The organism is Enterobacter cloacae complex sp. 677-3DZ2D5B, assembly GCF_004136695.1.
Taxonomy (GTDB): Bacteria; Pseudomonadota; Gammaproteobacteria; order Enterobacterales; family Enterobacteriaceae; genus Enterobacter; species Enterobacter hormaechei_C.
Window position 1 is genome coordinate 210,109 of the sequence record NZ_QFLS01000011.1, and the last position, 14,857, is coordinate 224,965.

At 56.8% G+C, this 14,857-nt stretch carries 11 protein-coding genes; 4 read left to right on the forward strand and 7 right to left on the reverse strand.

What is annotated here, in order from left to right; all coding sequences use genetic code 11:
* Positions 1-4: 4 nt before the first annotated feature.
* Positions 5-913 carry a sulfate adenylyltransferase subunit CysD gene (gene cysD, locus DD597_RS18690; RefSeq protein ID WP_006811770.1) on the reverse strand — a complete coding sequence of 303 codons (909 nt, stop codon included), beginning with the start codon at positions 911-913 and terminating at the stop codon, positions 5-7.
* Positions 914-922: 9 nt separating this feature from the next.
* Positions 923-2,281, reverse strand: a complete 1,359-nt coding sequence (cysG, locus tag DD597_RS18695) for a siroheme synthase CysG (RefSeq protein ID WP_048244835.1) — start codon at positions 2,279-2,281, stop codon at positions 923-925.
* 237 nt (positions 2,282-2,518) lie between these two features.
* Between cysG and DD597_RS18700 the strand changes: the two genes are divergently transcribed.
* Positions 2,519-3,562, forward strand: a complete 1,044-nt coding sequence (locus DD597_RS18700) for an aminopeptidase (protein WP_129256501.1) — start codon at positions 2,519-2,521, stop codon at positions 3,560-3,562.
* Between the two features lie 548 nt (positions 3,563-4,110).
* Here DD597_RS18700 and cysH read toward each other — a convergent pair.
* Genes cysH through cysJ form a run of 3 tightly spaced genes read right to left on the reverse strand, consistent with a single transcriptional unit; the run spans position 4,111 to position 8,378 of the window.
* Entirely contained in the window at positions 4,111-4,845 is a 735-nt protein-coding gene (gene cysH / locus DD597_RS18705) for a phosphoadenosine phosphosulfate reductase (protein ID WP_058652616.1), read from the reverse strand.
* 15 nt (positions 4,846-4,860) lie between these two features.
* A complete protein-coding gene (gene cysI / locus DD597_RS18710; RefSeq protein WP_045337392.1) occupies positions 4,861-6,573 on the reverse strand; it encodes an assimilatory sulfite reductase (NADPH) hemoprotein subunit in 1,713 nt (570 codons plus the stop codon).
* On the reverse strand, positions 6,573-8,378 hold the full coding sequence (gene cysJ, locus DD597_RS18715) for an NADPH-dependent assimilatory sulfite reductase flavoprotein subunit (RefSeq protein ID WP_023314744.1): 1,806 nt from the start codon (positions 8,376-8,378) through the stop codon (positions 6,573-6,575). The genes cysI and cysJ overlap by 1 nt, the downstream gene beginning before the upstream one ends.
* Positions 8,379-8,681: 303 nt before the next feature.
* Here cysJ and queD point away from each other — a divergent pair, with 303 nt between their 5' ends.
* Entirely contained in the window at positions 8,682-9,047 is a 366-nt protein-coding gene (queD, locus tag DD597_RS18720) for a 6-carboxytetrahydropterin synthase QueD (protein WP_006811776.1), read from the forward strand.
* Here the strand turns inward: queD and DD597_RS18725 are convergent.
* Positions 9,032-11,386, reverse strand: coding sequence for a helix-turn-helix domain-containing protein (locus DD597_RS18725; RefSeq protein WP_129256502.1), 2,355 nt, complete (start codon positions 11,384-11,386; stop codon positions 9,032-9,034). The genes queD and DD597_RS18725 overlap by 16 nt on opposite strands.
* Positions 11,387-11,557: 171 nt before the next feature.
* Between DD597_RS18725 and DD597_RS18730 the strand changes: the two genes are divergently transcribed.
* Together DD597_RS18730 and DD597_RS18735 are read left to right on the forward strand one after the other, a co-directional pair.
* Positions 11,558-12,727: a M20 aminoacylase family protein gene (locus DD597_RS18730; protein ID WP_129256503.1), complete on the forward strand. Its 1,170-nt coding sequence runs from the start codon at positions 11,558-11,560 to the stop codon at positions 12,725-12,727.
* A 27-nt stretch (positions 12,728-12,754) separates the two neighbouring features.
* Entirely contained in the window at positions 12,755-14,152 is a 1,398-nt protein-coding gene (locus tag DD597_RS18735; RefSeq protein WP_109949011.1) for an MFS transporter, read from the forward strand.
* Between the two features lie 17 nt (positions 14,153-14,169).
* Here the strand turns inward: DD597_RS18735 and queE are convergent, their stop codons facing one another.
* Positions 14,170-14,841: a 7-carboxy-7-deazaguanine synthase QueE gene (gene queE, locus DD597_RS18740; protein WP_006811780.1), complete on the reverse strand. Its 672-nt coding sequence runs from the start codon at positions 14,839-14,841 to the stop codon at positions 14,170-14,172.
* Positions 14,842-14,857: the final 16 nt, after the last annotated feature.

Below are 14,857 nucleotides of genomic sequence, written 5' to 3' on the forward strand. Positions count from 1 at the left end.
CTCCTTAGAAATAACCCTGACGTTTCTTCAGCTCCATGGAGCCTGCCTGGTCGCGGTCAATCACGCGGCCCTGTCGCTCACTGGTAGTCGACACCAGCATCTCCTCGATGATCTCCGGCAGCGTCTGCGCACTGGATTCCACCGCGCCGGTCAACGGCCAGCAGCCGAGAGTACGGAAACGGACCATCTGTTTTTTGATCACTTCGCCCGGCTGTAAATCAATGCGATCGTCGTCGATCATCATCAGCATGCCGTCGCGCTCCAGCACCGGGCGCTCGGCCGCCAGATACAGCGGAACGATCTCAATATTTTCCAGATAGATGTACTGCCAGATATCCAGCTCGGTCCAGTTGGAGAGCGGGAAGACGCGAATGCTTTCGCCCTTGTTGATCTGGCCGTTGTAGTTGTGCCACAGCTCCGGACGCTGGTTTTTCGGGTCCCAGCGGTGGAAGCGGTCGCGGAAAGAGTAGATACGCTCTTTGGCGCGGGATTTCTCTTCGTCACGGCGCGCGCCGCCGAAGGCCGCATCAAAACCGTATTTATTCAGCGCCTGCTTCAGCCCTTCGGTTTTCATGATGTCGGTATGCTTGGCGCTGCCGTGCACGAACGGGTTGATGCCCATCGCCACCCCTTCCGGGTTTTTGTGCACCAGCAGCTCGCAGCCGTAGGCTTTGGCGGTACGGTCACGAAACTCGTACATCTCGCGGAATTTCCAGCCGGTATCCACGTGCAGCAGCGGGAACGGCAGCGTACCCGGATAAAACGCTTTACGCGCCAGGTGCAGCATGACGCTGGAATCTTTACCGATGGAGTACATCATCACCGGGTTAGAAAACTCGGCGGCCACTTCGCGGATAATGTGGATACTTTCCGCTTCGAGCTGCCGCAGGTGAGTAAGTCGTTTTTGGTCCATAACCGTTCCTTAAGCCAAATTTATAACAGAAGCGCCAAAGCCTTCTGTGTCGGTTGTGTGTTGGAACCAGGCGAGCGTGCTGTGCAGCTGCACCACTTCTCCCACCACAATCAGGGCGGGCATTGGGGCGTCTTTCGCCAGGGTTGCAAGGTCTTGTAAAGTGCCGATGGCGACATGCTGATCGACGCGTGTCCCGCGGGAGATCACCGCTACCGGCGTCGCCGCATCGCGACCGTGCTGAATAAGCTGTTCGCTGATGTCTGCCGCTTTCATCGTGCCCATATAAATCGCCAGCGTTTGTCGGCTCTGGGCGAGATGCGACCAGTCAAACGGCGTGCTGTCGGCTTTATAGTGCCCGGTCACAAAGGTCACGCTCTGGGCGTAATCGCGATGGGTCAGCGGAATACCGGCGTAGGCCGTGACGGCAGACGCCGCCGTAATGCCGGGAACCACCTGGAACGGGACGCCCGCTTCGGCTGCCGCCTGCAACTCCTCGCCACCACGACCGAAGATAAACGGATCGCCCCCTTTCAGGCGCACCACGGTTTTGCCCGCTTTCGCAGCGGCAATCAGCATTTGATTGGTGTCGTGCTGCGGCACGGAGTGCTCGCCGGCACGTTTGCCGACGCAGATTTGCTCCGCGTCACGGCGGATCAGCTCGCGAATACCGTCGGTGACCAGGTGGTCGTAGAACACGACATCCGCATCCTGAAGAACCTGGAGGCCACGCAGCGTGAGCAGCCCGGCATCGCCCGGCCCGGCGCCCACCAGAATGATCACCCCGCCCGTACTGCCGGGGTTATCCAGTTCGTCTTCGAGGATTTGTTGCGCCGCCGTCTCGTTACCGGCCTGCATCAGGCTGGCAAAGCGGCCGCGAAACACACGCTCCCAGAAGCGACGGCGTTCCGTCACGCTGGTCAGACGCGTTTTCAGATGGTTGCGCCAGTAGCTGGCCTTCTCCGCCATGCGTCCGAGGCTGGTCGGCAGCAGCGCTTCGATTTTTTCTCTCAGCACGCGCGCCAGCACCGGGGCGGTGCCGCCGGAGGAGATCGCCACCAGCAGCGGCGAGCGGTCGACAATCGACGGGAAGATAAATGAACATAACGGCTGGTCGTCTACCACGTTCACCAGGCGGTGACGGGCCTGGGCTGCGTCGGAGATTCGGCTGTTGAGCGCCCGATCTTCGGTTGCCGCAATCACCAGTACCACGCTGTCGATCTGAGACTCTGCAAAATCCGCCTCTGCAACGATCTGCACCTGCGCCCCGGCGCGTTGCAGGAAGGCGATTTTGCGATCGGCAATTTCACCCGTCCCGACAACCAATACCGGTCGGTCTTTTAAGGCAGCAAAAAGGGGGAGATAGTCCACAGGCAACAACTCACTAACAACCACGAATAAAGGGACTATAGGGGGCGGCTTAGATCGAATGAAATTACGAATTGGAATGAGTAGTTACTCAATGGAATAACGCCGTGGAAAAGCAAATATCAAAAAGTGCTTAACACGCGAAATTTCGGGCATTTAAGAGCAATTCAAATTGTGTCTACCCGATCACAGTTTCATACTATGCGGGTTAAAATTTTGCTCTGTTTTTAAGGACTCACTATGTTTTCCGCAATGCGCCACCGATTCGTTGCCCTGGCGCTCGGCGTTTGCTTTATCCTTCCGGCTCAGGCAAAAAATCCATCTTACGGTGAAATAGCCAGTATGCAGGCGCGGCATATTGCGACGGTCTTTCCGGGCCGTATGACCGGAACCCCAGCCGAGATGCTCTCGGCAGACTATATTCGTCAGCAGTTTGCGGATATGGGCTATGAAAGCGACATTCGCGCTTTCCACAGCCGCTACATCTATACCACTCGCAATAAAACGCAAAACTGGCATAACGTAACTGGCAGCACGGTTATTGCGGCGCACGAAGGAAAGGCGGCTGAGCAGATTATTATTATGGCGCACCTTGATACCTACACGCCGTTGAGCGATGCCGATATCGATAATAATCTCGGCGGGCTGACGCTTCAGGGACTGGATGATAATGCGGCGGGTCTGGGCGTGATGCTTGAGCTGGCCGAACGCCTGAAGAATATTCCGACGAAATACAGCATTCGCTTTGTTGCGACCAGCGGCGAAGAAGAAGGAAAACTCGGCGCTGAGAATCTCCTTAAGCGCATGAGCGCTGAGGAGAAGAAAAATACGTTGCTGGTGATTAACCTCGATAATCTGATCGTGGGGGATAAGCTCTATTTTAATAGCGGACAGAGCACGCCGAGCAGCGTACGTAAACTCACCCGCGACCGCGCGCTGGCGCTTGCCCGCACGCATGGCGTCTATGCCGCGACAAATCCGGGCGGTAACCCGGAGTATCCTAAAGGCACAGGCTGCTGTAATGACGGTGAAGTGTTTGATAAGGCGGGCATTCCGGTGCTGTACGTCGAGGCGACGAACTGGGCGCTGGGCAAAAAAGATGGCTATCAGCAGCGCAGCAAATCGAAAGCGTTCCCGGACGGGACCAGCTGGCATGATGTGCGGCTGGATAATCAGCAGCACATTGATAAAGCGCTGCCGCAGCGGATTGGGCACCGCAGCCGGGATGTCGTGAAAGTGATGCTGCCGCTGGTGAAGGAGCTGGCGAAAGCGGGGAAAGCCTGAGGCCGTTAAGCATAGTGCGGCCTTATGCCCTCACCCCACCCCTCTCCCACGGGGCTGAGGGTTCCCCACAAAATAATGCCTGCACAGACGGCCCCCTCTCCCTTGAGGGAGAGGGCTGGGGTGAGGGGGAACATACGGCTCTGGTGGTCATTCCGTTCACTTTATGTTCCTTGCTACTCTGTCACGACATGACCGGTGAACGTGCCAGGGTGGCTCAGTCGCCACCACCCTGGCGACCCGGGCTTCCGGCGGAAAATCGCCGCTTCGCGGTGCCTTCGGCTCATTCCTTCCGGCTTATCGGGGACGGGCGGAGGTAACATCCCTGTAAAGCCCGCCCTCTCGGCGCATCCCTGCGCCTCGCCCCGGCCTACAGGAAACGCCTCAGCGATTTACAGCCGGACCGAGGCATCGCTGAAAGCCCTCAGTTATTCTGAGGCAACGTTATCGCTTTTGCTTTCAAATTACTGGGGAACCCTCTACCCACGGAGAGAGGGAGAATTAAGCCTTTGTAGGCCCGGTAAGCGCAGCGCCACCGGGCAAAAAGGTTATCACCCTTCGTGCAATCCGCACTCGCGCTTCAGCCCAAAGAATCGCGTCTCTTCTTCCGCCATTCCCGGTTCCCATTTACGCGTGGTGTGGGTGTCGCCTACCGACAGGTAGCCTTGATCCCACAGCGGATGGTACTTCAGCCCGTGCTTTTGCAGATACTGGTACACCGTGCGGTTATCCCAGTCGATGATCGGCAGCACTTTGAACACGCCGCGCTGCACCGCCAGCACCGGCAGCGTTGCCCGGCTCCCGGACTGCTCGCGGCGCAGGCCCGCAAACCAGGTCTGAGCGTTCAGTTCTTTTAGCGCCCGGCTCATCGGCTCGACCTTGTTGATCTCATTGTATTTCTCAATACCCTCAACGCCCTGCTCCCACAGCTTGCCGTAACGCGCCTCCTGCCAGGCCGCGCTTTCCGTCGCACGGTAGACTTTCAGGTTCAGCCTGAGCTTATCCGTCAGCTCGTCGATAAACTGATAGGTCTCCGGGAACAGATAGCCGGTATCGGTGAGGATCACCGGAATGTCCGGACGGATCTGATTCACCAGATGCAGACTGACCGCCGCCTGAATGCCAAAGCTCGACGAAAGCACATAGTCTCCCGGCAGGTTTTCCAGCGCCCACGCCACGCGCCCTTCGGCGTCCAGCTTTTCCAGTTGGGCGTTAGTTTCTGCGAGTGCCAGAATGCGTTCGACTTTTGGCAATGCGTTAAGCGCGTTTAGATCGAGTACGGACATAAATACCTCTCGTGGTTACTCCCAGAAATCCCTTGCGGGATCGAGCACCGGGCGAATGATGCCCGCACGTACCGTAAAGTCGCCGAAGCCTTCACCCGCTTCGCGCTCTTTCGCCCAGCGTCCGATAAGCACGTCGAGGGAATCGAGAATTTCCGGCTCGGTGATGTTCTCGCGGAACATACGCGGAATACGCGTCCCGATACGGTTACCGCCCAGGTGCAGGTTATAGCGACCCGGCGCTTTCCCTACCAGACCGAGTTCGGCCAGCATCGCGCGGCCGCAGCCGTTCGGGCAGCCCGTCACGCGCATAACAATATGCTCGTCCGGAATACCGTGTTTTTCCAGAATCGCTTCCACTTTATCAGTGAAGGACGGCAGGAAACGCTCGGCTTCGGCCATCGCCAGCGGACAGGTCGGGAACGACACGCAGGCCATCGAGTTTTCACGCTGCACGCTCACCGCATTCATCAACCCGTGCTCGCGGGCCAGCTCTTCAATTCTCGCCTTTTCGCTTTCCGGCACGCTGGCGACGATCAGGTTCTGGTTAGCGGTGATACGGAACTCGCCTTTGTGGATCTTCGCGATTTCCAGCAGGCCGGTTTTCAGCGGACGGCCCGGATAATCAAGAATACGGCCGTTTTCGATAAACAGCGTCAGGTGCCATTTATTATCGATACCTTTAACCCAGCCGATGCGATCGCCGCGACCGGTAAATTCGTAAGGGCGGATCGGCTCAAACTTGATGCCCGCGCGACGCTCCACTTCTTCTTTGAACGTCTCGACGCCTACGCGCTCCAGAGTGTATTTGGTTTTCGCGTTTTTACGATCGGTACGGTTACCCCAGTCGCGCTGGGTAGTAACCACCGCCTCAGCCACTGCCAGCGTGTGCTCCAGCGGCAGGAAGCCGAACTCGCTCGCGGTGCGGGCGTAGGTTTTCTTGTTCCCATGCTCAATGGACAAACCGCCGCCCACCAGCAGGTTAAAGCCGACCAGCTTGCCGTTTTCGGCAATCGCCACGAAGTTCATGTCGTTGGCGTGCAGGTCGATATCGTTCTGCGGCGGGATCACCACCGTGGTTTTGAACTTACGCGGCAGGTAGGTCTGACCGAGGATCGGCTCTTCATCGGTGGTGGCGACTTTCTCCTGATCGAGCCAGATCTCCGCATAGGCGCGGGTACGTGGCAGCAGATGTTCGGAGATTTTTTTCGCCCACTCGTACGCTTCGGCGTGCAGTTCGGACTCGTACGGATTCGAGGTGCAAAGCACGTTACGGTTCATGTCGTTGGCGGTCGCCAGCGCGTCCAGACCCACGGAGTGCAGCATCTGGTGAACCGGCTTGACGTTCTTCTTCAGAATGCCGTGGAACTGGAAGGTCTGACGGTTGGTCAGACGAATGCTGCCGTAAATCGTGTTGTCATGGGCAAACTTGTCGATCGCCTGCCACTGTTTGGTGGTGATGATGCCACCCGGCAGACGACAGCGCAGCAGCATCGCGTGACGCGGCTCCAGCTTCTGCTCGGCACGTTCGGCGCGGATATCGCGGTCGTCCTGCTGGTACATACCGTGGAAACGGATCAGCAGGAAGTTGTCGCCTTTGAAACCGCCGGTCAGGCCGTCATTTAAATCTTCGGCAATGGTACCGCGCAGGTAGTTGCTCTCTACCTTCATGCGCTCGGCATCAGACAGTTTGCCTTCGACCACCAGTGGGCCAGGATGTTTTTCGCTCATTAGTAGACATCTCGCTGATAACGGCGCTCTACGCGCAGCTCACTTAAAAATTCATCCGCCGTTTCGGCATCCATACCGCCGAATTCGGCAATCACTTCCAGCAGTGCCTGCTCAACGTCTTTCGCCATGCGATTGGCGTCGCCGCAGACATAAATGTGGGCACCGTCATTGATCCAGCGCCACAGCTCTGCGCCCTGTTCGCGCAGTTTGTCTTGTACGTATACTTTTTCTTTCTGGTCACGAGACCAGGCCAGATCGATGCGGGTCAGCACGCCCTCTTTGACGTAGCGCTGCCATTCAACCTGGTAGAGGAAATCTTCGGTAAAATGCGGGTTGCCGAAGAACAGCCAGTTTTTACCCGGTGCCTCGTCCGCTGCACGCTGCTGCATAAAGGCGCGGAACGGTGCGATGCCGGTGCCCGGGCCAATCATGATCACCGGCGTTTCCGGGTTCGCCGGCAGACGGAAGTTGTCGTTGTGCTCGATAAAGACGCGCACCTCGCCCTCTTCTTCCACGCGGTCGGCCAGGAAGCCCGAGGCCCCGCCCGCCCGCGCGCGGCCTTCGATGTCGTAACGCACCACGCCAACGGTGATGTGGACTTCGTTTTCCACTTCCGCCTGTGAGGAGGCGATGGAGTAAAGACGCGGCGTCAGTGGACGCAGCAGGCCGATCAGCGCGTCGGCATCCAGCTGTGCCGGGGAGAAACGCACCATATCGACAATCGGCGTTGTCGCCGCGTATTGCTGTAACTTCGCCTTATCCCCGACCAGCGGAAGGAGCGATTCGCTGCGGGTTAAGGTGGCGTAGTTTTCAACGATGTTGGCGGTGTTCACCGTCAGCTCGAAATGCCACTGAAGCGCCTCAGAGAGCGGTAAGGTTTTACCCTCCACCTGGACCGGCTCCGTGCCTTTCAGCCACAGCAGTTCGACCAGCTCTTTCACCAGCGCCGGATCGTTCTGATACCAGACGCCCAGCGCATCGCCAGGCTGATAACGCAGGCCGGAGTCACCGAGATCGATTTCGATATGGCGCACGTCTTTTTCCGAATCACGGCCCGTGATTTTCTGGTTTACCGACAGGCTCGCCGTCAGCGGCGCCTCTTTCGTGTAAGGGCTGGTGTGGATTTCGTTGACGGTGCCCGCTGCGGTAACGGCGGCCTGCGCTGGCGTCTCTTTCGGGACGCGAGCCTTCAGCACCTCAACGATGCGCGCCCGCCATTCGGCGGCGGCGGCCTGGTATTCGACATCAGCGTCTACGCGATCCAGCAGGCGCTCTGCGCCCAGCTCCGCCAGCTTGCTGTCGAAATCTTTACCGGACTGGCAGAAAAATTCATAGGACGTATCACCGAGGCCGAAGACGGCAAAGGCGGTGCCCTCGAGCTTTGGCGCTTTTTTCGAGAACAGGAACTTATGCAGCGCGACGGCTTCTTCCGCAGGCTCGCCTTCGCCCTGCGTTGACGCCACCACCACCAGCAGTTTTTCTGACGCGATCTGTTTGAATTTATAATCCCCGGCGTTGACCAGGTTAACGTTCAGCTTCGCGGCGAGCAGGTCATCACGCAGCGCTTCGGCCACACGACGGGCATTACCCGTTTGCGAAGCGGAGATAAGCGTGATGGCAGGAATTTCAACGGCCGTTGGCGGGACGCCAGCCACAGCACCCGGCTGCTGGTTCAGCATTCCCCAGAAATAGCCGGAGACCCAGGCGAGCTGGGTGGGTGAAAAATCGGAAGTCGCGGCCTGGAGGCGCGCCAGTTGCTCCGGGTTAAGGGGAAGCAAATTTGAAGGTGGGGCCTGTGTTGTCATGCGTCGTTATGTTCCAGTAGCAAAGCGGACTTTAAGCGAATAAATCCAAACTGAAGATAAGGTTAACGGCGGGGATAATAACAATTAAAGAAGGGATGGAAATAATAAATAACCAAATGGACTAACCTGTTTTAGTTATCGTTCTTAACGATAAAAGCGATTAAATAACCATCTGAAATAAAACAAAAAAAGTCGATAAACACCATGAATACGAGGCGGCGACAGTTCAGAGCCGTTTTAGTTAATGATAAAAATTGTGCTTTCCGGTACTATGCGGCGGTTTTTTCCGCATTCCTGAGAGCTATGATGTCCACCACACTGTTTAAAGATTTCACCTTCGAAGCCGCACACCACCTTCCACACGTTCCTGCCGGGCACAAATGTGGCCGCCTGCATGGACACTCGTTTATGGTGCGTCTTGAAATCACCGGTGAAGTCGATCCCCATACGGGCTGGATCATGGACTTTGCCGAACTGAAGGCCGCGTTTAAGCCGACCTACGATCGTCTCGATCACTACTATCTGAATGATATTCCGGGCCTTGAAAACCCGACCAGCGAGGTGCTGGCGAAATGGATTTGGGATCAGATGAAACCGCTGGTCCCGCTGCTGAGCGCAGTGATGATCAAAGAGACCTGCACGGCAGGCTGCGTCTACCGTGGGGAGTGAATCTCCTCCGTTTCGGCCTCACGAGGCACGAGCGGCGTAAACTCGTAGAGCACCAGCGCATTACTCTCCAGTGATTCACTCAGTTGCCAGCCGTCATAAAGGCGTTCATCGCGTACGGAAAGCGTTGGACGCGCTTTATGCGCTATCCAGCGCCACATCTCTTCATCAGGGCCGCTTTCGCTGCCAACCCCTTCAAGCAACGGATAGAGCGCGCCGTTGTGCTGATCAAACAGATGGCATTTAATTCGCCATTTACCGCGCATTCCCTTCAGGTGTAAATGATACTGCTGGCGAAAACGCTGGATGAAGGCTTCTTCACTGGATAGGAGCGGATTAAAAACCACCACATTACGCAGCAACAGCTGATAACCATTGCGATGGCGCGTAAGCAGGACACGCTTATCATTGACCAGCACCTCGCCCCGCAGACGTTGCCAGAGCCAGAGTACCCAATAAACCGGACGCGGCAGACCATGGTTATACTGTAGCGCAAGGCTTGAGGTATCGATGGTGTTGTTCGCACGGGCTTCTCCCTGAAGGCCCGAATTGAGCCAGAATCCCGCCAGCCAGACCTGCTCCGAAAGCCCGAGCAGGTTCTGCATCAGCAGCGCCCCACGAAAAAACCAGCCGTTTGTCGCCCGCGTGTTGCCGGTGAGGGTATTCCAGGAGAGAAGCCAGACGGGAAGCGAACATTTTCGCAGGCGAAGGGCAGCGAGGATCTGGCGGACCTTCAGTATCGGATAATTTTCCGTTGAGGAGAGAGGGGTTACCTCCAGCTGCGCGGGATCGAGAAGTTCATTGGCATCGGCAGAACAGGCAAGAAAATCGGCCTGCATCAGGATGGCTGAACTGAACAGGGTATCGTCGCTTACGCCCGCGCTGACGGGGGAAAATCGGTGCCATAAACCAAACTTTGCCTGCGGAAGATAAGTTCGTATTGCCTTTTGCTGGGCCAGCCAGACCTGCTCCCGGGTCTCCTCACTCGCCTGTGTTGACCAGTGCATAACGAAGTGCCAGCCCGCGGTGATCTCTGGCGCAAAATGATTAACCGACTGTTGTAAAAAGCGGGTGAGAAGATCGCGACGGGTCGTTACGCCGGTGTGCAGTAGCACCGTCCACTGCTTTTTTGCCAGCCAGGTGAAGAGCTGATGCAGATTGTACCAGCAGGCGTAGCCTGCCATCTGGGGGTCATCCCACCCGGTAGCAAACAGACGACTGCTGAGAAAAGGTTCGGCGATATCAATTCCCTCAATGTGAATAGCTTCATTTATCGCCTCCAGATTTTGTCGAACGTCCTCACGGAGCAAATCGTCGAGCTCACGCAGGGTAATGACCACCCGCATACGGCGCAGCGAGGCAGAAAGAGGATTGAGCTGCTCAAGATCCAGTCTCTGCTCCTGCTGCGGGTGAACGACGAGCGGCGAGGCTCCCCAACCGCGCGCCACCGGTTCATTGAGCAGGCTAAACAGCTTGTCCACGGCGACCGGATAGCGCTGCTCACGCCTGTCCGTCCGAATACGTGCCGCCTCCGGGTGCTGGCGTCGGGCCTTACGAAACTCACCCGGAGACATATTGTGAACACGCCTGAACCGATCGCTCATCATGCGCGTGCTGGCGAAACCCTGCTCAAGCGCAATCTGGTGCAGCGGTCGGTTCGTCAGCCGGAGAGCGTTGGCCGCCTTTTCCAGCCGCAGGCGGGTGATGTACTGCATGAAACTGATCCCCACCTCCTTGCGAAAGAGACGAGAGAGCCAGGCTTCAGAAACATATTCACTCGCGGCGATTTCCGCAAGCGTAATACGGCGGGAATAACTGGCATTGATCCGCTCTATCACCCGGGCGATGCGTTTGCTGTGCGCTGAGGAAAGTTCCCGGGACAGCATACGGGCGGGCTGTTGAAAGCGGCTGGTCAGCAACAGCAAAATCTCGCTCAGCCAGCGGTACGCCTCCAGCCGGTAGCGGTGCGGGTCGTTGATGAGGGTGACCACAAGAAGCTGGCGCAGCAGATCGCGAAGCGCATCGCACTGAGGCCAGACGCCTCCGGCTTCTGCCGGTACAGCATAATCATGGGCAAAAAAATCATTGCAGAGCTGGACGACCCAGCGCCCGGAAAGGGTTACGCGCAGGGTGACATTTGCCGTTTCGCTCGTGAACTGCCAGCGCCGATGACGGTTGATGATGGCAAGGGTATTGGCCTCCAGGATGTCACGTCCCGCATCGGTGTTCAGCTCTGCCCGCCCTTCCAGCATCCAGAGCAACGTTAGCGTATCGCCTTCATCCTCCACGCAGTGGCGAATGTCCTGAATCTCTACCCAAAATTCATCTCCCCGTTGCGCCATCTTACCCCTCATCAAAGACAAATAATGACCTGCTCTTTTTTGTCATAACTGAATTGTATGAAAAACAATCAAAACAAAGCCGTCGCTTTACAACAAAAAATTGCATTTTCAGGCAGTACGATCGTCATAGACTCGAAATTATCATCGTTTGGCAGAAAAAGGATAACAAAAATGACACATCCAATTATCGAAGCTCTGCGTGGCAACGAAGCTCGGTTCACTGAATTACGGCGCTATTTTCATCAGCATCCTGAAATTGGTTTTGAGGAGCACAACACGAGCGATCGCGTTGCAGCGCTGCTTAAGGAATGGGGATATGAGGTTCATCGCGGGCTGGCGAAAACCGGTGTGGTCGGCACACTGAAGGTGGGTAACGGGCATAAACGCCTGGGCCTGCGCGCCGATATGGATGCGCTGCCAATGCAGGAAAACAACGGCAAGGCGTGGAGCAGTACCGTTGAGGGTAAATTTCACGGCTGCGGTCATGACGGCCACACCACAACGCTCCTGTATGCAGCGGAGTACCTGGCACGCACCCGCAATTTTAACGGCACGCTGCACCTTATTTTTCAGCCCGCGGAAGAACTTCTGTATGGCGGACGCGTTATGGTAGAGGACGGTTTGTTTGACCTGTTCCCCTGCGACCACATCTTTGGTCTACACAATATGCCGTCACAGCCCCTCGGAAAAATTGGTCTGCGCGATGGCGCCATGATGGCCTCTTCCGACACCCTTCATATTGAGGTTAACGGCGTGGGTGGTCACGGCGCGGTGCCAGAACATACCGTTGACGCCACCCTGGTTGCCTGTCATATCACTATCGCGTTGCAGTCGATTGTTTCGCGCAACATTACCCCCTTCCAGCCAGCCGTCGTTACCGTAGGCAGCATTCAGGCCGGGCACGCCCCCAACATTATCAACGACAAAGTATTGATGAAACTTACCGTGCGCACGCTGGATGAACGCGTGCGGCAAACCGTGCTACAGCGTATCCATGATATCGCCGTTGCACAGGCGGAAAGTTTCAATGCGACGGCCACCATTCGACACATTAACGGCAGCCCGGTACTGAAAAACAATCCGCAAGCCAATGAGATGGTGCGCAACGTCGCCACCGATCTGTTCGGTCAGGATTCCGTCGCGGAGGTGAATGCGTTTATGGGCAGCGAAGACTTCGCTTTCATGCTCGAGAAAAATCCCAATGGATGCTATTTCACCCTTGGCGCCGGCGATGAGCCGGACCGCTGCATGGTACATAACCCGGGTTACGACTTTAACGACAACATTCTCCTCACCGGCGCGGCGCTGTGGGCCGCACTGACCGAACACTATCTGCGCTGATTCGCACCTTCCCGGGAGGGCTGCACTATGAGTACCGTTTCCCTGACAGGCGCATCCGCCTACGCCGGTAACGATCGGCTGCTGGCGGGTATCGTCATGAGCGTTCTGACATTCTGGCTGTTTGCCCAGTCGGTTATCAACGTGGTTCCGGCCATGCAGAATAGCCTCGATATTGCCCTCGAAACCCTTACGCTGGCCGTCAGCCTGAGCGCATTGTTCAGCGGCTGTTTTGTCGTTGCCTGCGGTGGGTTTGCCGATAAGTTTGGGCGCATGCGACTGACCATGATTGGCCTGATCCTGAGCATGATCGGGAGTGGTCTGCTGTTCATTTCATGGGAGCCCGTCCTGTTTCTGTTGGGAAGAGCGATACAGGGGCTATCAGCGGCCTGCATCATGCCCGCCACGCTGGCGCTGATTAAGACCTGGTATGACGGTAAAGCACGCCAGCGGGCCATCAGCTTTTGGGTTATCGGCTCCTGGGGCGGCAGTGGCCTGAGCTCGTTTGTGGGAGGCGCCATCGCTACCACGCTGGGCTGGCGCTGGATATTTATTTTCTCCATGGTGGTGGCTCTGGCCGCGCTATTGCTTATCCGCGCCACCCCGGAAAGCCGCAGCCCTGATGCGTGTCGACACAAACTGGATATCAGCGGCCTGGTGAGTTTTGTCCTTATGCTGGTGCTGTTCAATCTGTTTATCAGCAAAGGACACAGCTGGGGCTGGAGCAGCAGTTTATCGCTTCTTGTACTGTGTGGAGCCGTGATAGCACTGATGTGTTTTGTCGTTACCGGGCGACGGAAAGGCGATGCGGCACTGATCGATTTCGCCCTGTTTAAAAACCGGGCCTATAGCGCCTCGGTATTCTCAAATTTCCTGCTCAACGGCTGCATTGGCACCATGATGATCGCCAGCATCTGGTTGCAGCAAGGCCATCATCTGTCACCGCTACAGACCGGCATGATGACGCTGGGGTATCTGATTACCGTACTGGCGATGATCCGGGTGGGTGAAAAACTGCTTCAGCGCTATGGCGCCAGGCTGCCGATGATGACCGGCCCGCTGCTGACCGCAACAGGTATTTCGCTGATTTCATGCACCTTCTTAAGCAAAGAGGTCTACATTGTCACCGTCTTTCTGAGCAATATTTTATTCGGGCTGGGGCTCGGATGTTACGCCACGCCCTCAACGGACACGGCGGTAATGAATGCCCCTGAAAACAAAGTGGGGGTGGCTTCAGGGATCTATAAGATGGGCAGTTCCCTGGGCGGCGCAATGGGGATCGCGGTCACCGCATCGCTGTACGCCCTATGGCTGCCGATGGGAACGGCCAGTGCCGCGCAGTATGCCTTGCTGTTCAACAGTGCGATTTGCCTTGGGTCGGCAGTCGTGACCTGGGCTTTACTGCCAACAACAAAAGCCCCGCGTTAAGCGGGGCCACAAAAGTATCAGGCAATGTTCAGATATTTGTGCGTCTGCATCGACAGGCGCCAGTTGCGGGCGATACAGGTTTCAATGCACAGACGGGTTGCATCGTCTTTCTGGCTGATAGGCTGTAGCGCGATCACGCGCTGCTTTTCGTCCGTCAGCGTCGCCAGCAGTTCGTCCAGCGCTTCGATGTCACGCACGCGCCCCACCGGATGTTTGATCTCATCAGCACGCTCAAGCGCCTGCGATAGTACGTCATACCCGCCGCGCATATTCACTTTCGGTGAAACCGTTACCCACGTTGAATGGGAGCAGCGCACTTCATGGGTACCGCTGGTTTCAATCTGACAGCTATAGCCGTTCTTTTCGAGCAGTTCGGTGAGCGGCATCAGATCATGAATGCAGGGTTCCCCGCCGGTGATCACCACGTGCCGCGCCGTCCAGCCCTGACGACCAATAATGGCAAGCAGATCTTCCGCGCTGCCCGCGCCCCATTTATCGCTCTCTTTGGTTTTCGCCAGAATGCTGAACAGCGACACTTCCCGATCTGCGAGCTTATCCCACGTATGTTTGGTATCACACCAGGCGCAGCCAACCGGGCATCCCTGTAAACGAATAAAGATAGCGGGAACGCCGGTAAAGTAACCCTCGCCTTGAAGGGTCTGGAACATCTCGTTAATCGGGTACTGCATAGTCAACTCTGTTAAG

What these genes read in the sequence shown, in the direction of transcription:
- queD (WP_006811776.1), top strand. Translation starts at nt 8,682, where the DNA reads ATGATGTCCACCACACTGTTTAAAGATTTCACCTTCGAAGCCGCACAC.
- queE (WP_006811780.1), bottom strand. Translation starts at nt 14,841, where the DNA reads ATGCAGTACCCGATTAACGAGATGTTCCAGACCCTTCAAGGCGAGGGT.
- cysJ (WP_023314744.1), bottom strand. Translation starts at nt 8,378, where the DNA reads ATGACAACACAGGCCCCACCTTCAAATTTGCTTCCCCTTAACCCGGAG.
- DD597_RS18730 (WP_129256503.1), top strand. Translation starts at nt 11,558, where the DNA reads ATGACACATCCAATTATCGAAGCTCTGCGTGGCAACGAAGCTCGGTTC.
- DD597_RS18725 (WP_129256502.1), bottom strand. Translation starts at nt 11,386, where the DNA reads ATGGCGCAACGGGGAGATGAATTTTGGGTAGAGATTCAGGACATTCGC.
- DD597_RS18735 (WP_109949011.1), top strand. Translation starts at nt 12,755, where the DNA reads ATGAGTACCGTTTCCCTGACAGGCGCATCCGCCTACGCCGGTAACGAT.
- cysI (WP_045337392.1), bottom strand. Translation starts at nt 6,573, where the DNA reads ATGAGCGAAAAACATCCTGGCCCACTGGTGGTCGAAGGCAAACTGTCT.
- DD597_RS18700 (WP_129256501.1), top strand. Translation starts at nt 2,519, where the DNA reads ATGTTTTCCGCAATGCGCCACCGATTCGTTGCCCTGGCGCTCGGCGTT.
- cysD (WP_006811770.1), bottom strand. Translation starts at nt 913, where the DNA reads ATGGACCAAAAACGACTTACTCACCTGCGGCAGCTCGAAGCGGAAAGT.
- cysH (WP_058652616.1), bottom strand. Translation starts at nt 4,845, where the DNA reads ATGTCCGTACTCGATCTAAACGCGCTTAACGCATTGCCAAAAGTCGAA.